This is a genomic window from Nocardia amamiensis NBRC 102102 (genome assembly GCF_001612745.1).
Lineage (GTDB): Bacteria > Actinomycetota > Actinomycetes > Mycobacteriales > Mycobacteriaceae > Nocardia > Nocardia amamiensis.
Window position 1 is genome coordinate 1 of the sequence record NZ_BDBA01000131.1, and the last position, 23,595, is coordinate 23,595.

Sequence of the window (23,595 nt, forward strand, 5' to 3'; positions counted from 1 at the left end):
AGCCGAGCAAAGACCACCGACCGGATGAGAGCACGACGCGGGATCGTGGTGACGTCATCGGCGCGGGCATTCTGTGGCTGGCCAAGTGGGCGGTGTGCATCGTCGCGATCGCGGCGGGCGCGTGGGTGCTCGGATTCCTGATCGCCCGGCTGTGGGTGGTGGTCCTGCCGGTAGCGCTGGCGGTGGTCGTCGCGACGGTGCTGTGGCCGCCGGTGCGCTGGCTCACCACGCACGGCCTGCGGCCCGCATTCGCGGCATCCATTGGGGTGCTCGGCTTCATCGCTCTGCTGGCCGGGGTCATCGGGCTTATCGTGCCCTCGGTGGTGAATCAGGCCCCGGAACTTGCGGACAAGGCGAGCGAGGGCGTCAACCGGGTGCGGGAGTGGCTGCAGGGTCCGCCGCTGAGACTGCGTGACGAGGAACTGGATTCGGCGGTCGATGCGATCGTGTCCCGGCTGCAGTCGAGTTCCGAGCAGATCGCCACCGGCGTGTTCAGCGGCGTGAGCACCGCGACGTCGATGCTGGTGACCCTGTTCCTGGTGCTGGTGCTCACCTTCTTCTTCGTCAAGGACGGGCCGCGTTTCCTGCCCTGGCTGCACGACGTGTCCGGCAGTCGCAGCGGCAGGCACTTGGAGCAGGTGCTCGGCCGGATCTGGGTGGTGCTCGGTGGTTTCATCCGCACCCAGGCGCTGGTCAGCCTGATCGACGCCGTCCTGATCGGCGCGGGCCTGGTGATCCTCGGGGTGCCGCTTGCGCTGGTGCTCGCGGTGATCACGTTCCTCGGCGGGTTCGTCCCGATGGTGGGCGCGTTCGTCGCGGGCGCGCTCGCGGTGCTGGTCGCGCTGGTCGGCAACGGCTTCGTCACGGCGCTGATCGTGCTCGGCATCGTCATCGCCGTGCAGCAACTGGAAGGCAATGTGCTGCAACCGATCTTGCAGAGCCGCAGCATGCAGCTGCACGCGGTCATCGTGCTGCTGGCCATCACCGCGGGCGGCTCGCTGTACGGGATCGTCGGCGCCTTCCTCGCGGTCCCGGTCGTCGCGATGGCCGCGGTCGTGCTGCGCTACGTCGGCGAGCAGATCGACGCCGCCACGGTCGCGCTGCCGGACCCGGACAGCGAACCCGAATCCGCCGAATAGCCCGCGGTCGGTATTCGTCCCGCAGTGGAATGAGCGGGCCGCACCCTCGCGTCGAAGGGCATCGGCGCGGTGATCGGCTTCGAGCCGGCCGTATTGCCCCGGGTCCCGGGACCCGGGGCAATCGCCATTTTCATATCAGGGGATTTCCCCGACAGCGGGGCGAAAGCCCGTTTTTCGCTTGATTTCGTGATTGCGGTCGATAAAACAGGCGCAGAACATTCAGCAGCTACCCTGCGTCGTTACCGATATTCGTGTCGCCCTTGGGATTCGGTCCGCCACTACCTCCGTGAGCCGAGTGAGCGGATGAAATACGACTCGCACGCATCCGAAAGGGTTACCGGACCGAACTAGAAAGGTACGTATATGTCCTCTTCAGAATGAGGTGGGTAAATTCATGGGCATAGAAACACCGGAAACTCCAGCACACCCCTTCTTACGCCGCGCCGCCACCCTGGTCGTGGCAAGTGCGATCCCGCTGTCCGTGCTCGGCGCCGCGACGGCCACCGCGAACCCGTTGGTGCCCGATATTTCCATCCAGCTTCCGTTCGCACCGGTACCCGCCATAGCCCCGGTCGCCGATCCCGCCGATCCGGGCGCCATTCCGCCCGACGCCGCTCCTCCTGCCGCTCCCGCGCCGCCATTTTCCACCGGACGCAACGATCTGAGCACCAACCGGCCGATGCCGGACCCGAACGTGCTCGCGCCCATCATTCCGCAGCGCCTGCACTTCCCCGGCGCTCCGGCCCCCAGGGTCGCTCCGATCGAGGCGCCGCCCGGCACGCTGCGCGTCGGTTCCGTCGTGATCGGCCGGCCCGATTTCCTGACCCCCGAACAGGGCAAGATGATCAACGACGCGATCGCGGGCCCGGAGGCGGGCCTCGCGCAGACCTTCGATTCGGCGGGCTTCGAGCCGTCGCGTTCCGACCGCATGGCCGCCGACATCATCGGCTCCACCGCGATCGGCGCGTCCGTCGGCAGCATGGTGGCCGCTCCCGTGGCCTCGATCGGAGCGGTCATCGGCGCGATCTGCGGCGCCATCGCCGGCATTCCGATGTTCCCCACCGGGACCGTGGCTGTCATGGGCTTCGGCGCCGCCATCGGCTACGGGTTCGTCGCGTCACCGGCCATCGCTCTCGGTGCGGCCATCGGCGCCGGGGTGGGTGTTGCGCAGGGCCTGCTCACGCCGCCCACGGTTCCCGCCTCCTGATCGACCTTCGCGGAGTCGTCCGACCTTTCCCGCGCGCACGATTACGAGTAAGACCCGGTTTCGGCCGGGTCTTCTTGTTCGCGTGGGAACGCCGCGCGTTTCGCTTCGCCGTGACCGGTTATCGCGATGAGGACCGGCCGATACACCAGGCCGGTCGCCGCAAGGAGGTTACGACATGAGTACCACCGACAAAGCCAAGAACAAGGCCGAGAAAGTCGCCGGTCAGGCCAAGGAAAAATTCGGTGAGGCCACCGACGACCGGCAGAAGAGGGACGAAGGCCGGACCGATCAGGTCAAGTCCGATCTGAAAGACGCGGGCGAGAAGGTCAAGGACGCCTTCCGGCACTGACCCCGCACGCATGCACGACTCTCGGAGCGGATGGCCCCGGCGCGGTCGTTGCGCCACGCGCACGTCGCGGACCTGCGGCGGCTACTCCTTCCGCGGCCTGGGCTGGTCGTGCACCTGATCTCCGCCCCTGGGACCGGCGACGGTGTTCTCGCCGGTCGGCCGGCCTTCGTCGGCCACCCGGCACAGCTCGTTCGGCCACCAGATCCTGCGGCCGATCAGGCTGAACAAGGCCGGGATGACGACGGTCCGCACGACGAATGTGTCGAGCAGGATGCCGAGGCCGACCACGATTCCGACCTGGGTGAGCGTGATGAGCGGAAGCACGCCGAGCACACAGAACACCGCGGCGAGCACGATTCCGGCGCTGGTGATCACCGCGCCGGTCACCGCGACCGCCCGCACCATGCCCTGTGTGGTGCCGTGGCCTGGGGTTTCCTCGCGCGCCCTGGTCACGAGGAAGATCGTGTAGTCGACACCGAGCGCGACCAGGAACAGGAACGCGAACAACGGCACGCTGATGTCCAGCGCGGGAAATCCGAATACCTGCTCACTCATCCAGCTGCCCAGCCCGAGCGCGGCCAGCGCGCTGAGCACGGTGACCGCGACCAGGAGCAAGGCGGCGGGTATCGCGCGCAGCAGCACGAGCAGTACCGCGAGCACCACCACCAGGATCAGCGGAATGATCACCTCGCGGTCCTCGGCCGCAGCGGTCTGGATGTCCAGCACCTGGGCGTCGGTGCCGCCGACCAGCGCGTCGGCCCCTGGCACCTGAGCCAGCGACGCGCGTAGTGCCTCGATCGTGTCGAAAGCCTGCGCGGAAGCCGGTGGCGCGTCGATCACCACCGACCATCGAGTGAGCCCGGTCGGCGAGGTTCCCGTCTGCCAGGCCAGCACGACCCCCTCCGTGTGCCGGAACGCCGCATCGATTCCCGGGACCGCACCGCTGTGGGCGAGCACGATCGCCGGGTCGGACGCACCGGGCGGGAAATGCTGCGCCAGCGTGTCGAACGCCTCCACCGATTCGGCGCTGACCCGGAACTGCTCGGTCTGCGAGAGCCCGACCCGCGCCGTCAGCAAACCGGTCGCGCAGATCGCGAGCACCGCGATCGCGCACCCCGCGACCAGCGCGGGCCTGCGCACCACGCGGGCGGCGATAGCGTGCCAGACTCCTTGACCTGCGGTGTCGCGGTTGTCCGCGCTCGGCACGAACGGCCAGAACACGTTGCGCCCGCACAGCGCGAGGGCCACGGGTAGCGCGAGCAGAACGAACCCCACCGCGACCAGCAACCCGAGCGCGGCCATCACACCGAGACTGCGGGTGCTCGGCACCGAGGCCAACAGCAGCACCAGCAGCGCGGCGACCACCGTCGCGTTGCTCGCCAGGATCGCCGGCCCGGCCCGCCGCACCGCCTGCCGCAACGCGGCACGGTGATCAGATGCACGGTGCAGCTCGTCGCGGTAGCGCGACACCAACAGCAGCGCGTAGTTGGTGCCCGCGCCGAATACCAGCACGCTGGTGACGCCGGAGGTCGAGCCGTCGAAGTCCAGCGGGGTCACGCGCGCGAGGGCGGTTGCGGCGCTGGTGGCGACTCGGTCGGCCGCGCCGACCACAGCCAGGGGCACCAGCCACAGGACCGGGGAGCGATACGTCGCGATCAGCAGCACCGCGACCACGGTGGCGGTCACCGCGAGCAGGGTGACGTTGGCGCCGGAGAACGAATCGGCGATATCGGCACCGAAGGCCGGACCGCCGGTCACCTGCAGGATCAACCCGTCCGGCAGCCCGGCGCGCGCGGTGGAACGAATGTCCTGGATGCGGTCGGTCAGCGCGAACCCGCTCAGGTCGGCCTGCACCGGGACCTGTCCGATCGCCGCCTTCTGATCCGGCGACGTGAGCAGGTCGCCGGGCCCGGGCGAGCGCCCGGCGGCCCGGGTCACCGCCGCGGCGGTGGCGTTGCGGTCGTCATCGGTCAGATTGCCGCCGTCGGCTCGGGTGACCACAATGATCGCGGCCGCCGAGCCCGCGTCCGGAAACTCCTCCAAGGCCCGTTCGACCTGGGCCGCCTGCGCCGACGGCGGCAGGGCGTCGGGCGCCTGGCCCGCCGCCTCGTTCTCCCCGACCGCTGCGATCAGCCCCAGCGAGGCCGCGGCGAGCACGAGCAGCAGCACCCACGATCCGCGGGCGGTCACCAGCGACGCGTAGCGATCCCAAGCGCTCACCCGGCCACTCTCTCAGATCTTCGCCCTCCTGCAGGCGAGACACCCCGCCCGCACCGCCGACCGGCCCGGGTCAGTCGCGTAAAGCCTGCTCCCGCAAGGATTTCAAGGTCTTGGACAGAATGCGCGAGACTTGCATCTGGGAACAGCCGATCCGCTGGGCGATCTGCTCTTGGGACAGCGAATCGAAGAAGCGCATGACGAGCACCTGCTTCTCGCGTTCGGGCAACGCGGCCAGCAGCGGTTTCACCGCCAGATAGTTCTCCACGGTGCCGAAATCGGGGTCCTCGGCGCCCAGCGAATCGAGCAGCGAGGGACCGCCGGACTCCGCGTCGCCGGACTCCGCGACGGCGTCGATCGAGGAGGTCTGATAGGCGTTGCGCGCGATGAGCGCCTGGGTCACCTCGTTCAGGTCGACCCCCAGTTCCCCGGCGATCTCGCGCGCCCGCGGCATCCGGCCCAGCCGCTGCGACAGGGTCTCCACCGCGGGGCCGATGGTGGACTGAATTTCCTTGAGCCGCCGCGGCACTCGCACCGACCAGGCGTGGTCGCGGAAATGCCTGCGCACCTCGCCCATGATCGTCGGCACCGCGAACGAGAGAAAGGTCGCGCCGTGCGCCGGATCGAAGCGATCGATCGCGGCGAGCATTCCCACCCGGGCGATCTGCAGCAGATCCTCGAAGTTCTCGCCGCGTCCGCTGAACTTTCGCGCGATGTGTTCGGCGAGCGGAAGGCAGCGGTCGATCAGCTCCGCGCGCAGGGCCTCGCGGCGCGGGTCGTCCGTCGCCACCGCGGCGAGTTCGGCGAACAGCGGCTCGATATTGTCGTAGCTGTCTCCCCCGGACTTGCGCTTGGGCGTGATCCGATTCGACTCGCTACTCATCCGAGCCGCCGCGCACCCACCGGAACTCGACGGTAGTCGGGTAGCCGCCCGCGGCGGCGTCGTGCGCGCGCTGGGACGCGGACACCGAATCGGTCAGCGTCGCGACGATGTGCCAGCCGAAGCCGGACTGATCCGGGGTGGTTTCCGACCTTGTGAGCGCGTCGACACGCACGTCGACGGCGTCGCCGTCGAAGCTGAACGCGCAGTCGAGCTCCGTCCCTGGCACCGCGTCCAGCACCAGCGCGCTGGCTACCTCGTCGAGAGCCAGCCGGATATCGGTCACCTCATCGATACCGAAATCGGCCATGAGCACGACGGTCTCGGCCAAGGCACGCAACATCGCCAGCTGCTCGGACTCCGCGGGCACCCGCACGCTGATCGCGCCGGTCCGCGTCGTCGCGGGAGCAGTCCCCGGCCGCCGCCCCTCATCGAATCGCTGCGCGATGCTGTCGTCCTTGCTCATGCACCACTCCCAGAAGTCGCGCCGTCCGTAGGCGCGACCAGCCTACGCCCTGTTGACCACTCGTTTCGACGCGCCATGCGCGGGCGCGCGTGTTCGACTCGCCCAGGCGAGCCGGTCGGCCGCTCAGCGGTCCGCGCCCGATCGCATCGGCGGGAGCCGGCGACGGCCGTCGCCGACCTCGCGCACCAGATCCGCGTACGCGATCTCCAACTCGGCCAGCCGGGTCCATGCCGCGTGCATGCGTTCACCGCCCGGATCGTCGTGCATCAACAGATGGAACGCCCGTTCCGCGACGACAGCCATCCCGTCGATCACTTCACCCAGGCTCGCTTCGTGCAAGCGAACCCCGGGCGCCGCGCTCGGCAGTTGCACCGCTGCCCACGTGTTGATCCGTTCGACCAGTTCGGCACGGTGACCATCGATCTCCACCAGACGCCCCGGAACTTCGCGGCGGCGGCGATGCAGTTCGGCCAGCTCACTGGCCCATCGGCACACCGGCCCGTGCACATGCTGACCGCCCAGCGCGCACAGCAGCATGCTCGGGCTCGGCAATACCGAGCTCTCGACCACTTTCCGCAGTCGCGCACGCTGGACGAGCATCGGCCTACCTCCTCGGCACAACCACACCGATGCCGCGGCCGGTCGTCAGAGCATTCATCAGGACAACGTTCATTCCGGGCCGGTCACGCCGGTACAGGTAGTCAGTTGCGCGCCGAAGTCACAGTGGCGCAGTGAGTTCGAGGTGGATGCCGTCCGGATCGGAGAAAGACAGGATCGCGATCCCGAAATCGGCCATCTCGATGATCTCGCCGTGTTCGATGCCGGCTTCGCTCAGCCGGGCCGCGGCCGCGACCAGATCGTCCCGCGCCGGGACGATGAAGCTGAGATGATCCAAGCCCACCCGATCGGAGTCGAAACGATCCGTCGCGGGCGCCACCGGGCGCAGGCCGAGCAGCATTCCGTTGGCCTGGAACACCACTCCGCCGAAGAGCTGGAACGGATCGGTCCGCACCGCTGGATCGTCCGGGCTGCCCGGCGATTCGGCGGCGATCGGGAAGCCCAGAACGTCATGGTAGAAGGCACGGGACCGGGCGATATCGGTCACGGTCAACCGGATGTGGTGGGTTCCGGTAGTTTTGATCATGGTCACGCGAACTCCGCAGGTGAAAGTAGGGGGCTCGACCGACTGCCCGGGTGGTTGCTCCCCGGTTGCGAGTCGTCTCGGGGATGAGAGTAAGACAGAATTCCGGCAGAACAGAGTGTCGTGAACGACATCTTCGGTACTGTTTCCGACATGGACGTCGCTGTCTTCATCGTCGACGGCGTGGCCGACTTCGGATACGCCGCTCTGCTGGAGACCTTCAACACCGCGAACTCGGTGCGAACCGAGCTCACCGACCCGCCGCAGCCGTGGCGGGTCCGCAGTGTCTCGTTCGGCCCTGCCATCCGCTCGGGCAACGGCAACACCGTGCCGACGGTTCCGCTCGACGAGCTCGGCGACGAATTCGAGCTGATGATCGTGCCCGCGGTGAACGTGCTCGCCGCCGAGCCGCTGATCGACCTCGTCTCCTCCCCCGCCAGCCGTCCCGTGCTCGACCGCCTGGTCGCGGCGCGCGAAAGGGGCGTGCATCTCGCCGGCGCGTGCACCGGAACGTTCTTCCTGGCCGAGGCCGGTGTGCTGGACGGATCCCGCGCCACCACGAGTTGGTGGCTCGGTCCGAGTTTCCGGCATCGCTACCCACGCGTCCAGTTGGACGAAGGCCGCACACTGTGCCGCGGCCACGGCGTCACCACCGCAGGGGCCGCGCTGTCGCATATGGATCTCGCGCTGTCGCTGATCGCCACGAAGAGCCCCGCGCTGGCCGAGCGCGCCATGCGCTACCTGGCGGTCGGCGCCGGGAGACCGCAGCGCGAGTTCATCATTCCCGAGGTCATTGCCAAGGGCGATTCCGTCACCGCCGCCTTCGAGCGCTGGGTCCGCGACCACCTGACCGACAACTTTCGAATCTCGCAGGCGGCCAAGGCAGTCGGCGTCACCGAACGCAGCCTGCAACGTGCCACCCACGCCGAACTGGGTATGTCTCCCACCGAATTCGTGCACGACATCCGTCTGGAACGGGCCATGCACCTGTTGCGCACCACGCCGCTGACCGTGGACGCGGTCGCCGCCAAGGTCGGCTACCTCAACGCGGGGACCCTCCGTGGGCTGTTCCGCCGTCGCCGGGGCATGTCGATCTCCGAAATCCGCATGACTCGCCTGTCGTACTGAATTCTCTTCGAGCACTGTGGAATAGCGCTTCGGCGCGCTAACATCTCTTCGAGAGCGTTGGAAGAGATGCGACGAAGGGGAGGTGCGATGCCACTCGGGCGCTGGAGGTCCGCCGATCACCCGGAGATCGATGCCGTGCCGATCGATGCCGTCCTGCATGCCCTCGCCGATCCGACTCGCCGGCGGATCGTGCGGATGCTCATCGACGAGGGCGATCGCCCCTGCGGCAGTTTCGGTCTGGGCATTCCGCCGTCCACCCTCAGCCACCACTTCAAAGCACTACGCAATGCCGGATTGATCCGCCAGTTCGACCAGGGCCGCCAGCGCATGAACACCCTGCGGATCGCCGAGCTGGACACTCGCTTCCCCGGTCTGGTCGCCTCGATCCTTACCCAAGCCGAACCAGGCCGTCCGCCCATTCACCCTGAATCCACTTGATCCACAAGGAATTTCGCTATGTCGTTGAACACTGTCGCGCGCGTATGCGCCGTTCCGGTCAGCCTGTGGCTGATCACCGCGCTCATTGTCAATGCCGACTACCGTGCGGACAATATCTTCGCCGCCCCGGACTTCACTTTCTCTCTCGTCCTGCTGATCGCGGCTTTCCTCCCCTGGCGCTCGGCGGCTCCGGCCCTCACGGCCGGCTACTTCTTCGGCTCCGGCGTCATCACCGTCGCCGCCCTCGACCGCTTCGACCACAGCGAATCCACCCAGGGAGCCCTCAACCTGACCATCGCCGCGGTCTATCTGACGGTCGCGCTGCTGCTGGTCCTCCGCATCAAACGGACCTCATCCCCCGTACCGCAAGCCGGCTGAGGCGGCCTCCGAGGCCGACGGCTACTATCCAGCGACACCAGCGACACATCCTCCCCTCGGGCTCGGGGACCTGCGACGGACACCCGGTCATCCGGGTCATCGTCCAAACCTCGAGTCCGTACGACCCCTGAGCCGCGTGCCGCAGACCGGACCGGTCAGCGCAGCTGAATGCAGGTCCGCAGGGGAAGGGTCACGACATCATCGGCATCCCGGGGAACATCGGCATACCAGGGAACATCCGATCCCACCAGTCGCGCGCCATCATCATCATCTGATCCAGGGTCATCATCGTCGTTCACCTCTTCTCCGATTGAGACCCACGATCAGGGGTACCCAGAGTGGTCGTTTCTAACGGCGGAACTGCTAGCTATTCCTTCGCAACCCGCCGATTGCCAGGCCGGGGAGCGTAACGTCCGGAACAAGCGCCGGATGCGGCTGCGTAGACCGCACGCAGGAGGATCGCCGTGACCGATCACCAGCATGAGACCACATCGGATGAGGAACGGTCAGGCCACGGTGTGAGCGCACACGACACCGTGCGGCTGGCGGTGGTGGTCGCGGCGTTGGGTGTGGTGTTCGGCGACATCGGGACCAGCCCTATCTACACGATTCAGACCGTGTTCAACCCGCGCGACCCGCATCCGGTCCCGGTCAGCATGGCGAACGTGTACGGCGTGGTGTCGCTGATCTTCTGGTCGGTGACGATCATCGTCACAATCACCTACGTGCTGCTGGCGATGCGCGCCGACAACGACGGCGAGGGCGGCATCATGGCGCTGATCACGCAGCTGCGGCGGTGGGGCGCTCGGCGCGGCCGGCGGCAAGCCGCGGTGCTGGCGTCGCTGGGCATCTTCGGCGCGTCGCTGTTCTTCGGCGACAGCATGATCACTCCGGCGATCTCGGTGCTGTCCGCTGTCGAAGGACTCGAAGTGGTCGAACCGTCGCTGAAAGAGTTCGTCGTGCCGATCACGGCGCTGATCATCGTGGCGCTGTTCCTCGTGCAGCGGCGCGGAACCGCGGCGGTGGGCCGGGTGTTCGGGCCGGTGATGATCGCGTGGTTCGTCACCGTCGGCGTGTGCGGAGTGACCGGCATCGCCCGCCACCCGGAGATCCTGAAGGCGCTGTCGCCGACCTACGCGCTGGGCTTCTTGACCGGCCATTTCCACATCGCCTTCTTCTCCTTGGCCGCGGTCGTGCTCGCGGTCACCGGAGCAGAGGCGCTCTATGCCGACATGGGGCACTTCGGTCGCCGCGCGATCACCCGGGCCTGGCTGATCCTCGTGTTCCCCGCCTGCATTCTCAGCTACTTCGGCCAAGGCGCGCTGATCCTCGACGATCCGAGCAATATCAGCCGCCCGTTCTTCCTGCTCGTGCCCGGCTGGGGCCGGCTACCCCTGGTCCTGCTGGCCACCGCGGCGACGGTGATCGCCTCCCAGGCGGTGATCACCGGCGCGTACTCGGTGGCCTCCCAGGCAGCCCGGCTCGGCTACCTGCCCCGGGTGCGGATCGCGCACACCTCGGAATCCAGCGCCGGCCAGATCTATGTCCCGTGGATCAACTGGCTGCTCATGGTCTCGGTGCTCACCTTGGTGTTCGCGTTCCGCAGCTCGGCAGCGCTGGCCTATGCGTTCGGCATGGCGGTGACCGGCACGATCACGATCACCACGCTGCTCTTCTTCTACATCGCCCGCGCCAGGTGGGGCACACCGCTGTGGTTGATCGGTCTCGGCGCCGTCCCGCTGCTGCTGGTGGACCTGCTGTTCGTCGCGGCCAACCTGACCAAGCTCGTGCACGGCGCGTGGTTGCCGCTGATGATCGCCCTCACCGCGTTCACCGTGCTCACCACATGGCAGCGCGGGCGCGAGATCGTGAGCACGGAGCGGGAACGGCGCGAGGGATCGCTGCGCGAATTCGTGGACCAGCTGCACGAAGGGAAGCTTTCGATACGCCGGGTTCCCGGCACGGCCATCTTCCTCAACCGCGGCAAGCAGACCACGCCGCTGGCGATGCGGGCCAACGTCGAGCGCAACCAGGTGCGCCACCAGCATGTCGTGATCATGTCGATCGAGACCGAGCCGGTCCCCCGCGTTCCGGTGGAGGAAAGAATCACCGTCGACACCCTCGGCCATGCCGAAGACCGGATCATCCACGTCAGCGCCCGGTTCGGCTACATGGAGCTCCAGGATGTGCCCGGCGCGCTGGCACTGCTGCACCCCGACAGCACCGAAGGGCCGTGGCGGCTCGACGAGGCCTCCTATTTCCTGTCGAAGATCGAGCTCCGGCGCGGGGACGCACCCACCATGGCGCCGTGGCGCAAGCGGCTGTTCATCGCCACCTCCTACATCACCGCCGACGCCGCCGAGCACTTCGGGCTACCCGGCGATCGCACCGTCATCATGGGCTCACGTATCGAGGTATAGGCGGCGAGCCATGCGCCGGGTCAGGGCCGGCCGTCTCCGGTCACCAGGTCCAGGAGATGAGCGGCGTCGGCGCGCAGGATGTCGACGGCGTCGGCGCGTCCGGAGAGCTTGTGCAGCAGTGCTTGCTGGAACAGGCCGTCGAAGAGGGCGTATGCCGTTTTGGACGGCACGCGCAGAGGTTTGCCGGACAGCTCCGCGTAGCGCCGCACGACATTGTGGATCATCTGCTCGCGACGCCCGTCGATCTCGATGACGTCGTCGCGGAAGGACTCCTCGAACAGACTCTGATTGCGCAGGTCGTACCACAGCCGGTGCAGCGCGGCGTCGGTGTCCAGGGTGGTGGCCATGGTTGTGCCGAAGTCGCTGCGCAGGCCATCGGCCGTTGTCGCGGTAGCGACGATGTCGTCGTAACGGGTGACGCACACCGCCTCGTACTGCCGCACCGCGTGGGTGATCAGCTCGACCTTGTCGTTGAAGTAGTAGTGCAGTACGCCGTGGGTGAACTCGGATTTCTGCGCGATCTCCCGCAGGCTGGTCCGGGCGTAGCCGAGTTCGGCCAGGGTGTGCAGCGCGGCTGCGGCCAACTGCGCGCGCCGTTCCGCGAACTTGTCCACCTGCCTGCGCGCGATGCGATCCCGTCTGGTCTCGACGATCTCGGTCACCGGTGACTTCTCTCCGTCCACACGTCCGCACCCTGCGAACCCGCTCAGTCTAACCCGGCTTTTCGATACCAGACCGTGTTGTCTTGACGATCGTCAAAGAAATTCTTGACGACTGTCAAAACTTCACAGTACTGTGATGCACGTCGCAGTCGGACGCAGCGCCGTATCGGGCGCACGCGCCGCACAAGCCATCTCGAGGAGGAGATGCCGGATGAGTGGGTACGACCTGACCGGGCGCCGGGCATTGGTAACCGGTGGAGCACGGGGATTGGGCGCCGGTATGGCTGAAGCGCTGGCCCGCGCCGGAGCCGCCGTCGCGATCGGCGACATCCGCGAAGACCTCGGCAAGGACACCGTGGAGGCATTACGCGCCTCCGGCGCCGTCGCCGAGTTCGTCCCGCTCGATGTCACCGACGACGCGCGCTGGGAGCAGGCGGTCGCCGACACCGTAGCCGCGCTCGGCGGTCTGGACATCGTCGTCAACAACGCCGGCATCGAAATCACCGGCCTCCTGGTGGATCTCGATCCGTCCGAGGCGCGCCGGATGCTGGAGGTGAACGTGCTGGGCACGGCGCTGGGCATCAAACACGCCTTCCGCGCGATGCGTCCGGGCGGGGCGGCGGGCCGCGGTGGCGCGATCGTGAACATCGCCTCGGTCGCCGCGACCATCGCGTTTCCCGGTATCGGGGTGTACTCGTCGACCAAGTCCGCGGTCGATCGCCTCACCCGCGTCGCCGCGATGGAGTCCGGCAAGCTCGGCTACGGCGTCCGGGTGAACTGCGTCTACCCCGGGCTCGTCCCGACCGAGATGGGCGCGCGGCTGGCCAACGATGTGGCCGAGCTCGGCCTGTTCCCCAGCGCGGAGGCCGCCGTCGGCGCCGTGATCGAGCAAACCCCACAGGGACGGCTCGGCGAGGTCGCCGATATGGCCGACGCGGTGGTGTTCCTCGCCTCCGATGCCGCCCGCTTCATCACCGGGGCCGGCCTGCCGGTCGACGGCGGCATGGGCATGTGAGAACCGAACAACTTCGAAAGGTCTGAGATCTGATGAGCAACGACAAGCCCGTCGTCGTCTACGGCGCCTCCGGCTACACCGGCCGACTGGTCTGTGAATACCTGCGCGAGTTCAACATCCCGTTCATCGCCGCGGGCCGGGACAAGTCCCGCCTGCAGGAAGCGCTCGACAAGGTCCCCGGCATCGACACCGTCGAGCACGAGATCGTGGAGGTCGCCCACGACGTGGGACCGCTGACCGAACTGTTCCGCGGCGCCTCCGTCGTCTGCAACACCGTCGGGCCGTTCTCGCAATACGGCCACGAGGTCGTGCAGTCCTGCCTCGCGGCGGGGGCGCACTATCTCGACACCACCGGCGAACAGGACTGGCTCATCGCCTGCGATGAGCAATACGGCAGCGAGATGGCCGAACGCGGACTGCTGCTGTCGCCGGGCATCGCGCAGATGTACACCACCGGCGAGATCGCCGCCAACCTCTGCCTCGAGACGCCGGGCATGGACACCTTGGACATCCAGGTCTTCTGGAAGGGCTTCCCGACCGTCGCCTCGACCAAGACGATTCTGGTCAACGCCGCACTGTCCAGGGCGTACTACCTCGAGCAGAACGAGTACGTCGAGTGGCCCGCCGACGGCGGACTCTACGACGTCGTGGTGCCCGGCCAGCACGAAATCGGGCTCGCCCTGCCGTGGGGCGGCACCTCGCACCCGGTCTGGTTCAAACGCGATCCGCGCGTCGCGAACGTGAAGGTGCTCGGCGGTGTCATCAACCGGCCGCTGATGCTGGGCGTTCCGCAGATCGTGCAGGCCGTCATCGAGCAGGTGAAAGACCTTCCGGTGGAAGAGAAGTACCGGGTGCTCACCGAGCAGGCGGCGGCGGTGCGCAGCGAGATGCCGCCGCGGGAGAATCCGCGCGTCAACATCTCGCTGGACTCGGTCCACGCGTCGGGTCCGCTGGCCCGCGCGCACTGCGTGATCTACGGAAACTGCAACTACAAGCAGACCGGACTGCTGCAGGCGTTCGCCGCGAACTCGCTGTTGCAGGCGCCGCCGAAGCGGGTCGGGTTCGCCTCGGCCTGCCAGGCGTTCGGCCACCGGGAACTGCTCGGGGTGCTGCGCGGTTTCGGGCTGGTCGCCGAACCGGTTCTCACCGTGCACCGTTGAGCACGCCTCGGCCTGCCGGCGTCCGGTGCCGCACGCCGGCAGGCCGGGATTTCCACCCACCCACTTCGCTTTCGAAGGAACGACCGTGCGTCTGACCGACTATCTCGACAAGGGCGCCTCCCTGGGCGCGACCGCGCCCTGCCTGACCATGAACGGGACCACGCTGACCTATCAGCAGGTCCAGCAGCTGTCCTGGCAGATCGCCCGCGCGCTGCACGGCTCAGGAGTGCGCCCGGGTGACAAGGTCGCGATCCTGTCTGCGAACGACGCACTCGCCTTCGCCTGCGTCTTCGGCATCGCCCGCGCCGGTGCGGTGTGGTGTCCGATGAACCCACGCAACGAAGCCGCCGAAAACCAGGAATTGCTGGACCTTTTCGATTGCACGTGCCTGATCTTCCACTCCGCCTTCGCTCCGCTGGTGCAGGCCATCGCACCGCGGCTGCCCGCGTTGACGACCCTGATCTGCCTGGACGCGCCCCTCGCCGGAGCGGTGCGTTTCGACGAATGGATCCGCGATTGTCCGGCAACCGAGTGGCAGGCCGAACCGGTGGACGACGTCATCATGCTGGTCGGCACCGGCGGAACCACCGGGCGGCCCAAAGGCGTCCGGCTCACCGGGCACAACATCGAAGCGATGACGGCGCTCACACTGATGAGCTACCCGTTCCAGGGACGGCCGCGCTACCTGGCCCTCGCGCCGCTCACCCACGCCGCGGGTGTGCTGTGTTTCCCGATCATGACCCTCGGCGGCGAGATCGTCGTCATGCCCTCCCCCGACCTGGGGGAATTCCTCGCTCTGCTGGAACGTCATCGCGTCACGCACACCTTCCTCCCGCCCACGCTGATCTACATGCTGCTCGACCACCCCGCCCTGCCCGGCGCCGATCTCGGTTCCTTGCAATGCCTTTGGTACGGTGCGGCGCCGATGTCGACCGCTCGGCTCGAGCAGGCGCTGCACCGGATCGGGCCGGTCATGGGACAGTTGTTCGGGCAGTCCGAAGCCCCGATGATGGTCTCCACCCTGGCGCCGAAGGAACACTTCCGGCCGGACGGTTCCATCGCGACGGAGCGGCTGTCCTCCGCGGGCCGTCCCACTCCCCTGACCCAGGTGGCGATCATGGACGGCGAAGGCCTGCTGCTGCCCACCGGCGAACGCGGCGAGATCGTGGTGCGCGGACCGCTGGTGATGGCCGGCTACCACAAGAATCCGGAGGCGACCGCCGAAGCGTCGCGATACGGCTGGCACCACACCGGCGATATCGGCTACCTCGACGCCGACAACTACCTCTACGTCGTCGACCGCGCCAAGGACATGATCATCACCGGCGGCTTCAACGTCTATTCCGCCGAAGTCGAGCAGGCCCTGCTGGCCCATCCCGCCGTCCAGGACTGCGCCGTGGTCGGCCTGCCCGACGACAAATGGGGTGAGCGCGTCACCGCCGTCGTCCAATTCCACACCGGCCGCACCGCCACCGCCGCCGAACTGCGCGAATTCGCCAAAGCACGACTCGGCTCGGTGAAAAGCCCCAAACAAGTGGAGATCTGGGCCGACCTTCCTCGCTCCAAGATCGGCAAGGTGCTCAAACCCGAAATCCGCTCGCAACTCCGCGCGCAGAGCAACACACCGCAATCCCTTCCCGGCTGACCCGGAGTCGACAGCCACGACAACTCGCGAAACCGCCCCGTCGATCAGACCCCGGTTCCAGCGCTCCGCTGCTGTAGGACTGAGAACGCCAGTTGCCAGACAGCGCAATTTCCCAACACTCACCGCGGCCCGGCGCTGCGAAAGCACCGCGACCGCCGGCACCGCCCCAAGTGGACTCGTACTCGCGAGCTGCTGAGCGATTCGCACTACCTGGCGGCTCGATGGATGTCCCCTGAACAGCTGGCGCGGCCGGCCTACGCTGGGTACATGTCGCGGAACGCTTCCCGCACGGTGGCAGCGTCCGCTCCGTCACGGTCCTCGATGCCGGCGACCACTTCGGTGACCCGCCAGTAGTTGGATGGGACCAGTCGGCCGGACGTGACGGCCGTCAGGGCGACGTGCGCGGCCTCGTCCGGCTTGCCTGCGGCAACCAGCGCCAGGCCCAAATCCAGGTTGGCCGAAGCGATCCGGCGCGGCCGGACCGACGCAGCGCCGGCGAGGTCGGCAAGAACGTGCCGGGCGTATGTCTCGGCGGCCGGATCGCCGAGCCATGCCAGCGTCGTCGCTACGTAAGCGTCGGATTTCGCGGGGTCGTAGCGAAAGTGGTGCTCTGGCCGGTCGGGTACGTGCAACCCGGATACCAGCCTGGCGACCCTGCGCAGTGCGCCATACGTGCCCTTGCTGTCGCCGAGCCGTGCCAGCGCGCGGCCCTCTTGCGCGGTTGCCTGTATGAACGCCGAACTGTCCGCCGGGGCAATGGCTTGCGCTGCGCGCGACAGCTCGGCCGCCGCCGCGAAATCCCCGTCTGTCAGTCGTTGCCACGCTCGTGTTTCCAAGCACCACGCGGCGATCTCCGCGTGCTCCGCTTCGGCCGCGACTTCCCAAGCCAGGTGCCCGCGCGCCGCCGCCGCAGACCGCTCGCCCAGGTCGATATGGCATGTGCTCGCCAGCAGCGACAGCCAACCGACCACGACGAGTAGCCGTCGATGCTCGGCCAAGGTCTTCTTGCCGTCCATCAGGCGCGCGACATAACCGAGATGCTGCCGGACCTGTGCGAGAAGCTGCCCCGGCGGAGTCGTCGGATATGCCGCCGCCAAGTCGTCGATCGCCGATTCCAGCGGGTCGAGTGTGTCGCCGCCCACATCGGACGTAGCGACGCGCCGAAGCCATTCCGCCGCAGCCTGCTCGCCGTCTGTGGACTCGTCGGACATCACCGAGCCACGCCCGGGCACCTCCTCGTAGGCGCGGACGTGCCCGGGTCCGATCCGACGCTGTTCTGTCTCCAACATGCCCAACAGTGCTTTGCTGTAGTGGGTGCGCGCCGACAGCGCCGACAGGCTCAGTCCAGCTGCCTCGCGGGCAGCCCGCAGCCTGGCACCGGTGATGGTGGCGTCGGGCTCCACAACTCCAGCCTAATGAGGCTTGCCGGGCTTGTAGACGCATGTAAACGCTTGTAGACGGGTGTAGACGGCGAGTTCATCTGCACGACATCATGTCCGTTTAACGTTGTTCCACCCCGCCGCCGGGTTGATGCCGGCGTATCGGCACGGCCGGACACGAGCCCCGCCACGCCGTTCGTCCCCGGCGGCGGGTGTATCAACGACGATTCGGCAGGGGGAAGCGATGGATACCAGCACGGTGGCGGAAACGGCGGTGCTCGCGGTACTCGCGCCGGGCGGCATGTTGACCGCCGAACAGATCACCCGATACGCGCAACTGATCGAGTGGAACGCCCGCCGGGCCATCGGCCGACTCGAATCGCGGGGCCTCATCATGGCGACACCGTACGAGGCGCGCTGGTCGATCACTCCGCGCGGCGTGGCAGTGGCGCGAGCCACCAGTACCAGCCCTGACACGGCCTGCCTGTGGGCGACTGTGCGCCGCAGACTGCTCTCATGATGCGATACCGACTGTTCGGCCGAACCGGTCTGCGTGTGTCCGAGCTCGTGCTGGGCACCATGGTGATCAACGATGTCGACGAATACCGGCGGATTCTGCACGTTTTCGCCGATGCCGGAGGCAACTTCATCGACACCGCCTCGGCCTACGGTGCGAGCGAGGAGATGCTCGGCACGGTGCTCGACCGCCGCGACCGGTTCGTCATCGGCACCAAGTACACCCTGACCCGCGACGCGAGCGACCCGAACGCCTCGGGTAATCACCGCAAGAACCTGATCCGCTCGCTCGAGCAGAGCCTGCGACGGCTGCGCACCGACTACATCGACGTGTACTGGTTGCACGTATGGGACCGGCACACCCCGATCGAGGAGACATTGCGCGCGCTCGACGACGTGGTACGCACCGGCAAGGCGCTCTACATCGGCATCTCCGACGCACCCGCATGGGTCGTCGCCCAGGCGAACACCCTCGCCCAGTGCCGAGAGCGGACACCGTTCGCGGGCCTGCAGGTGCCCTACAACCTGCTGAAACGCGATGTCGAACGAGAACTGCTGCCGATGGCCGAGTCGTTCGGCATGAGCGTCACAACCTGGTCACCCCTTGCCCGCGGAATTCTTTCCGGCGCCGCGGGGCAACGGACGACCCCAGCCCAGCACACCGAACGGGAACGCGCCGCAGCCGCGGCCGTCGATACCGTGGCGGCCGAACTCGGCGTGCCGCAGGCACATGTGGCTATCGCGTGGACCCGGCACCGGTCGCCTGCCGTGCTGCCGATCATCGGCGTCAGCACCGCCGCCCAGCTCACGGAGAATCTCGGTGCCACCAGCGTGACGCTGCCGGAGGACGCGGTCAGCACACTCGAGGCGGCAGTCCCGTTCGAACTCGGTTTCCCCGGCGACTTCATCGCCGAATGCGACCGATCGCAATACGTTTACGGCGACACTGTGGATCGCGTCGACGCCCGCCGGCCTCGTCCGAATGCCGCGTATACGGAGACGCACGCGTAAGAGTCAGGTCGCGCTGGAACTCCGCCGAGTCGGACGATGACACGAGCTGTGCCGACGGTTCGGCCCGATCACCAGATTCTGGACTCGTGTCCGTCGATGGGGCATTGTCGCCCGGCAACCATGGGATCAAGTTACGTCGGGCCACTTCTCCGAGGAGACAGACGCGCCGCCGACTCGCGCGGTGCGGGCGATCGGTTGCCCTTCGAATTGCTCGGCGGCATACGCGGCTGCGTATGCCGCCCTACCCCGGCCGGATGGACCATTGACGCCCTGCACACTCCCGATCCGGAAAATATGGTGTGGTCATGAGGATTCGACCGTGGCGGCGGGTGTATCTGGGTGCCGAGTATGCGGCACTGTTCTTCGGTGGAACGACGGTGTACAACACGGTGATGCGGGGGAAGCCCCCGATCCCGGCACTACTGGCGTTGGCCTCGGGTGCCGCCGTCTACCTGCGGCGCTCATCCACCTTCGACCGTGCTGCTCTGTGGCGTACCGGGGCGTTCGGCGCACAGGCACGATCGATGGCAGCGTTGGCGGGATCGAGCGCGTTGGCGCTCAGCGCGGTGGTCGCGGTGTTGCGGCGGGAGGATCTGTTCGACCTGCCGCGGCGCAATCCGTGGCTGTGGCTCGCGGTGATGGTGCTGTATCCCGCGCTGAGCGTGTACCCACAGGAGTTGATCTTCCGCTCCTTCCTCTTTCATCGGTACGCGCCGGTGTTCGGTGACGGTCTCGGGATGGTGGCAGCCAGCGCGGCCGCGTTCGGCTATGTGCACATCATCTTCGGCAGCTGGTTCTCGGTCGTCGCGAGTGGTGTCGGCGGCTGGATCTTCGCGACACGATATTTGCAGACACGCTCGCTGTTCACCGTTTCCGTCGAGCATTCGCTGTACGGGATGCTCATTTTCACCGTCGGCTTGGGCCGGTACTTCTATCACGGTGCGGCTCCGTCGTCGCGGATCCAGCTGAGTGCCTGAAATCGCGTGACGAAGGTGCCCGGCATGGCTTGGTCGGCGCGCTCGTCGCGTCGCCCGCGCGGGATGGCTCGAGGTCGCGGCCGATTCGAGATCGTTCGCGTGCCCGGCGTTCATTTCGCATTCAGCCCTACCAGCTAATCGTGGAATGTGACCGCACCGCGCAGCAGCACCACACCGCGGGACTGGAACGTCGACGTTGTCCGGGCGTTCGCCCTCGGTGTGGTCGTGGTCGTGCATTGGATCTCGGTGCGAGTCACCGGCGCCGGGGGCGTCGTCCGGGGTGATCTGGCCCTGCACGGCAGGCCGATCTGGGCCTCGAGCTGGGCGCTGCAGGTGATGCCGCTGTTCTTTCTCGCCGGCGGCTTCGCCAACACCCTCGTCATCGATCGATGGCGTGCCCAGGGCACGAGCTATGGCGCGTATCTCGGGCCCCGAGCCCGGAGGCTGACCCTGCCGATGATCCCACTGATCGCGGTACTCGCACCACTGGAGTGGCTACTGCGTGCCCACTCCGATGCAATGGCGCGGACGGCGGCGCATGTGGTGGCGAGCCCGCTGTGGTTTCTCGCCGTGTACCTGATCGCGGTGACGATAGCGCCTTTGGCGGTTCAGGTGCACGACCGATCGGCCTGGGTTCTGCCCATCGGCTTGCTCGGAGGGTCACTGACGATCGATGCGCTGCGGTTCACGGGTTCGGGTTACGCCGAATGGAATCTGCTGTTGGTCTGGTTGTTCTGTCATCAACTCGGCGTGCTGCACGCTCGCCGGACATTGCAACCGGTGCCGAATGCCGGACTGCTCGCGATCATCGCACTCGGTATCGGCGCACTCGTGGCAATGGTGCTGGCCGGACCGTATCCGCCGACCATGTACGGAGTAGCCGACGCCGCCGTATCGAATTTGGCTCCGCCGACAACCGCTATCTCGATTCTCGCCGTGATCCAATTGGCGATATTCACCCTCACCGATCGACGGATGCGAGCCTGGGAGCCACACGGAAGCACACGTCGGGTCATCGACTACGTGTCCGCCCGCCTCATGACCATCTATCTCTGGCACATACCGGTCTTCGCGGCGATCACCGGCGCCGCCCTTTCGGCGCCCGCGCTGCTGCTGCCGCGCGATCCGCAAACCTGGTGGCTGACGCGACCACTATGGATCCTCGGCTGCGGCATCGCGCTCCTCGGCGTCGTCCGGTTGATGACGTATTGGGACCTGTTCTGCGCCGGATATGCCGCCCGGACCACGTCCACAGCCGCCCTCACCGGTGCAGTGGTCGCGGCCGCCAGCGTGTACCTCATCTGGCGCCACGGCCTATCTCCAAGAGGTGCAACGGGTTTCGCGATCGTCGGCGTCGTTGTGGCGGCCGCGCTGCTCAGCACGACCCGTACAGTGGCCTCCCGTACCGGGCTCCTCCACCGCAGCGCCTCAGCCTGAGCGCAACGCGCTTCGTTTCTCGTCCCGGGCGCAGAGTCAGCGTCCCCGTGATCCCTCAGCAGGCGACGGGCGCAGGCTCTCCACGAACCCGGCCCTCGAGCCACCCCAGTACCGTGGGCGCGCCCATCAGCGCCGCGGACAGATGCTCCATCCCGGGCACTTGCAGTGTCTGCAACCGCACCCCGGCCGCGCACCAGCGGTGGTTGGTGTTGTCGATGGCGGCGACCGGAATCAGCGGGTCGTCCGGCGAATGCCATTCGAAGATCGGTGTTTCCGGCACGCCGCCGTAGAGCTCCAGACTGTTCTCCTGCACCACCGCCCTGGCCTCGCTCCGCTCGAAGATCGAGGTGGTGGTGACGTACTCCCGAGCGCTGCCGCCTGCGCCGAGGGCAAGGATGTCATTGGTGCAGCTATTTGCCATGGCGTCACGGACCTCGAGACCGCGCTCGTTGAGATACGCGCTGGTCTGCACCCGGTCCGGGTACTCCCGCTCCAGGCCGATCGCCGCCGCCATGGCCAGGCCGAAGGCCGGGTGCGGCTCCAGGCCCAGGCCCTCCGCCATCGTCAGCAGGTTCATCGGGGCGCCGCCGATGGCCGCGCCCGCGAGCCGCAGATCGGGGGCGTACGAGGGCTGCAGCGCAGCCGCCCACGCGGTGGCCATGCCGCCGCCGGAGTAGCCGGTCATCACCGCTGGGCTCTGCTGCACACCGAGTGCGGGCAGCTGTTTCACCGCACGGATGCCGTCCAACGTGATCTGGCCCCCCAAACGCGCGGCTCCGAAGGCGAACCGCGGTCCGAGATGATCCGGCATCGCGATACTCCAGCCCTGCAGCAGCAGCACGTTCAAAATCGGCGCCGTCGTATTCAGATTCGTATCGCCGGCGTAGAGCAGGTGCGATACCGCGCAGTCGGCGCCGAGCGCATTGATGAAGTGCTGATACGACAGCAGCGGCCCGTTGGGCGGATGGTTGACGGGCGTCAGGACCGTGGTCGTCGCCGCGATCGGCCCGCCATGCGAGTCGGTGGACCGGAATTCGACCAGCGTGACTGTCGCGCCGGGAAAGAGGGCCAGCGGCGGCAGTGGCCGCACGTCGAGCACATCACCGGGCTGGCGCGCCGCCAGATCCGCGGGGGCGGCGTAGAACGGGTCCGGATCGGGCCGCGGATACACCGGCTCGGCGGTTGCCGTCACCGCCAGCAGCAGTCCGGCTGCCACACCGGCGAGCGAACCGAGGACTCTGCGTGAACCGCTACGCCAGCTGCTTTGGGAACGAAGAAACAGACGAGTCACGACCTTTACCTCCACGGGTAGTTCGCGCCGTTCGTCGATCAGCGGGCCCGCCTTCTAGAGCCAGCGTCAGCAAACTATCAGCAACACGCCGGGGCGGGAGTCCAATGTGCCCGAAATGAAACCGTCCTGCGACATTCCTTCATAGCGGGCGCGGTGTCCGGGTTCGGCGGCCGACAGAACCCGCTCAGCAGCTCGAGGCGGTCTCCTGCTCCACCCGCGACCGCTTCTCGGGATTGCGTGTACCCCAGATCGAACACTTTCCGCAGCGCGGACACCGCCCGCTCGGTCGGCGCGAGGATCTCCAGCAGCATCGCGATCGAGATAATGTCGGCCGTCTCGGACGTCCTCTGTCATTACCGATATCGGTGCCCTGCCGGTGAGCGTGCCCGGGGCTGCACTAGAAAACGCAAAGTGCCGGGGCTGATCCAACGATCAGCCCCGGCGACAGATTGCTCTGCCCTACCTTCCGTTGTCGACGTACCACCTGCCGCTGATGAGCCTGCAGTAGTGGCCATCCCACGAGGCCGCAGCGACCTTTTCGCAGGCTTGGAGCGATGGATACGGCCCTGATGTCGGCACAGCGTTCGCCGTAGCGGTCATGCCGAAGGTCGCACCAACCAGTACCGCAGTGGCACAGACAAGTTTGTAGAACATTTCCCCTCCCAAGGATCCAGCCGATCCGGCTTCCGATGTTGATCTTAGGAGCGCGAAAGAATCTCCGCAATGGGATCACATCTGT

22 protein-coding genes are annotated in these 23,595 nt (G+C 67.3%); 14 read left to right on the forward strand and 8 right to left on the reverse strand.

Annotation, left to right across the window (positions count from 1 at the left end; genetic code table 11):
* Nucleotides 1–56 precede the first annotated feature (56 nt).
* The 3 genes from NA4_RS23600 (at nt 57) to NA4_RS23610 (ending at nt 2,695) form a co-directional block, all read left to right on the forward strand.
* Nucleotides 57–1,139: an AI-2E family transporter gene (locus tag NA4_RS23600; RefSeq protein ID WP_067474074.1), complete on the forward strand. Its 1,083-nt coding sequence runs from the start codon at nt 57–59 to the stop codon at nt 1,137–1,139.
* A gap of 394 nt (nt 1,140–1,533) precedes the next feature.
* Complete coding sequence (locus NA4_RS23605; RefSeq protein WP_157129252.1) at nt 1,534–2,346, forward strand: hypothetical protein; 813 nt, start codon at nt 1,534–1,536, stop codon at nt 2,344–2,346.
* A 175-nt stretch (nt 2,347–2,521) separates the two neighbouring features.
* A complete protein-coding gene (locus NA4_RS23610; protein WP_067474005.1) occupies nt 2,522–2,695 on the forward strand; it encodes a CsbD family protein in 174 nt (57 codons plus the stop codon).
* Between the two features lie 81 nt (nt 2,696–2,776).
* On the opposite strand, the gene NA4_RS23615 is transcribed toward NA4_RS23610, so the two are convergent.
* The 5 genes from NA4_RS23615 to NA4_RS23635 form a co-directional block, all read right to left on the reverse strand.
* A complete protein-coding gene (locus NA4_RS23615; protein ID WP_245671560.1) occupies nt 2,777–4,915 on the reverse strand; it encodes an MMPL family transporter in 2,139 nt (712 codons plus the stop codon).
* A gap of 70 nt (nt 4,916–4,985) precedes the next feature.
* A complete protein-coding gene (locus NA4_RS23620; RefSeq protein ID WP_067474008.1) occupies nt 4,986–5,795 on the reverse strand; it encodes an RNA polymerase sigma factor SigF in 810 nt (269 codons plus the stop codon).
* Nucleotides 5,788–6,258, reverse strand: a complete 471-nt coding sequence (locus tag NA4_RS23625; RefSeq protein ID WP_157129253.1) for an ATP-binding protein — start codon at nt 6,256–6,258, stop codon at nt 5,788–5,790. The genes NA4_RS23620 and NA4_RS23625 overlap by 8 nt, the downstream gene beginning before the upstream one ends.
* Nucleotides 6,259–6,381: 123 nt before the next feature.
* A complete protein-coding gene (locus NA4_RS23630) occupies nt 6,382–6,858 on the reverse strand; it encodes a DUF4254 domain-containing protein (RefSeq protein ID WP_067474011.1) in 477 nt (158 codons plus the stop codon).
* Between the two features lie 118 nt (nt 6,859–6,976).
* A complete protein-coding gene (locus NA4_RS23635; RefSeq protein WP_067474080.1) occupies nt 6,977–7,402 on the reverse strand; it encodes a VOC family protein in 426 nt (141 codons plus the stop codon).
* Nucleotides 7,403–7,552: 150 nt separating this feature from the next.
* On the opposite strand from NA4_RS23635, the gene NA4_RS23640 reads away from it, so the two are divergent.
* The 4 genes from NA4_RS23640 (at nt 7,553) to NA4_RS23655 (ending at nt 11,763) form a co-directional block, all read left to right on the forward strand.
* Entirely contained in the window at nt 7,553–8,527 is a 975-nt protein-coding gene (locus NA4_RS23640) for a GlxA family transcriptional regulator (protein ID WP_067474014.1), read from the forward strand.
* Nucleotides 8,528–8,614: 87 nt separating this feature from the next.
* On the forward strand, nt 8,615–8,965 hold the full coding sequence (locus tag NA4_RS23645; protein WP_067474017.1) for an ArsR/SmtB family transcription factor: 351 nt from the start codon (nt 8,615–8,617) through the stop codon (nt 8,963–8,965).
* An 18-nt stretch (nt 8,966–8,983) separates the two neighbouring features.
* On the forward strand, nt 8,984–9,343 hold the full coding sequence (locus NA4_RS23650) for a hypothetical protein (RefSeq protein ID WP_067474020.1): 360 nt from the start codon (nt 8,984–8,986) through the stop codon (nt 9,341–9,343).
* Between the two features lie 518 nt (nt 9,344–9,861).
* On the forward strand, nt 9,862–11,763 hold the full coding sequence (locus NA4_RS23655) for a potassium transporter Kup (RefSeq protein ID WP_218022364.1): 1,902 nt from the start codon (nt 9,862–9,864) through the stop codon (nt 11,761–11,763).
* 20 nt (nt 11,764–11,783) lie between these two features.
* Here NA4_RS23655 and NA4_RS23660 read toward each other — a convergent pair whose 3' ends face one another.
* Nucleotides 11,784–12,425, reverse strand: a complete 642-nt coding sequence (locus NA4_RS23660) for a TetR/AcrR family transcriptional regulator (RefSeq protein ID WP_067474083.1) — start codon at nt 12,423–12,425, stop codon at nt 11,784–11,786.
* Between the two features lie 211 nt (nt 12,426–12,636).
* Between NA4_RS23660 and NA4_RS23665 the strand changes: the two genes are divergently transcribed.
* The 3 genes from NA4_RS23665 (at nt 12,637) to NA4_RS23675 (ending at nt 16,245) form a co-directional block, all read left to right on the forward strand.
* Nucleotides 12,637–13,440 carry an SDR family NAD(P)-dependent oxidoreductase gene (locus NA4_RS23665; protein WP_067474027.1) on the forward strand — a complete coding sequence of 268 codons (804 nt, stop codon included), beginning with the start codon at nt 12,637–12,639 and terminating at the stop codon, nt 13,438–13,440.
* Between the two features lie 32 nt (nt 13,441–13,472).
* On the forward strand, nt 13,473–14,600 hold the full coding sequence (locus NA4_RS23670) for a DUF5938 domain-containing protein (protein WP_067474030.1): 1,128 nt from the start codon (nt 13,473–13,475) through the stop codon (nt 14,598–14,600).
* Nucleotides 14,601–14,685: 85 nt separating this feature from the next.
* Entirely contained in the window at nt 14,686–16,245 is a 1,560-nt protein-coding gene (locus NA4_RS23675; RefSeq protein ID WP_067474086.1) for an acyl-CoA synthetase, read from the forward strand.
* 254 nt (nt 16,246–16,499) lie between these two features.
* Here NA4_RS23675 and NA4_RS23680 read toward each other — a convergent pair whose 3' ends face one another.
* A complete protein-coding gene (locus tag NA4_RS23680; RefSeq protein ID WP_067474033.1) occupies nt 16,500–17,648 on the reverse strand; it encodes an NsdA family TPR-like regulatory protein in 1,149 nt (382 codons plus the stop codon).
* A 220-nt stretch (nt 17,649–17,868) separates the two neighbouring features.
* Here NA4_RS23680 and NA4_RS23685 point away from each other — a divergent pair, with 220 nt between their 5' ends.
* The 4 genes from NA4_RS23685 (at nt 17,869) to NA4_RS23700 (ending at nt 21,565) form a co-directional block, all read left to right on the forward strand.
* Nucleotides 17,869–18,144, forward strand: coding sequence for a hypothetical protein (locus NA4_RS23685; protein ID WP_067474035.1), 276 nt, complete (start codon nt 17,869–17,871; stop codon nt 18,142–18,144).
* A complete protein-coding gene (locus NA4_RS23690) occupies nt 18,141–19,151 on the forward strand; it encodes an aldo/keto reductase (RefSeq protein WP_218022361.1) in 1,011 nt (336 codons plus the stop codon). Before NA4_RS23685 ends, NA4_RS23690 begins: the two co-directional genes overlap by 4 nt.
* A 305-nt stretch (nt 19,152–19,456) precedes the next feature.
* Nucleotides 19,457–20,128: a CPBP family intramembrane glutamic endopeptidase gene (locus NA4_RS23695; protein ID WP_067474037.1), complete on the forward strand. Its 672-nt coding sequence runs from the start codon at nt 19,457–19,459 to the stop codon at nt 20,126–20,128.
* Between the two features lie 147 nt (nt 20,129–20,275).
* Complete coding sequence (locus tag NA4_RS23700; protein ID WP_067474039.1) at nt 20,276–21,565, forward strand: acyltransferase family protein; 1,290 nt, start codon at nt 20,276–20,278, stop codon at nt 21,563–21,565.
* Nucleotides 21,566–21,620: 55 nt separating this feature from the next.
* On the opposite strand, the gene NA4_RS23705 is transcribed toward NA4_RS23700, so the two are convergent.
* Nucleotides 21,621–22,781, reverse strand: a complete 1,161-nt coding sequence (locus NA4_RS23705; RefSeq protein ID WP_084497381.1) for a lipase family protein — start codon at nt 22,779–22,781, stop codon at nt 21,621–21,623.
* Between the last annotated feature and the right edge of the window lie 814 nt (nt 22,782–23,595).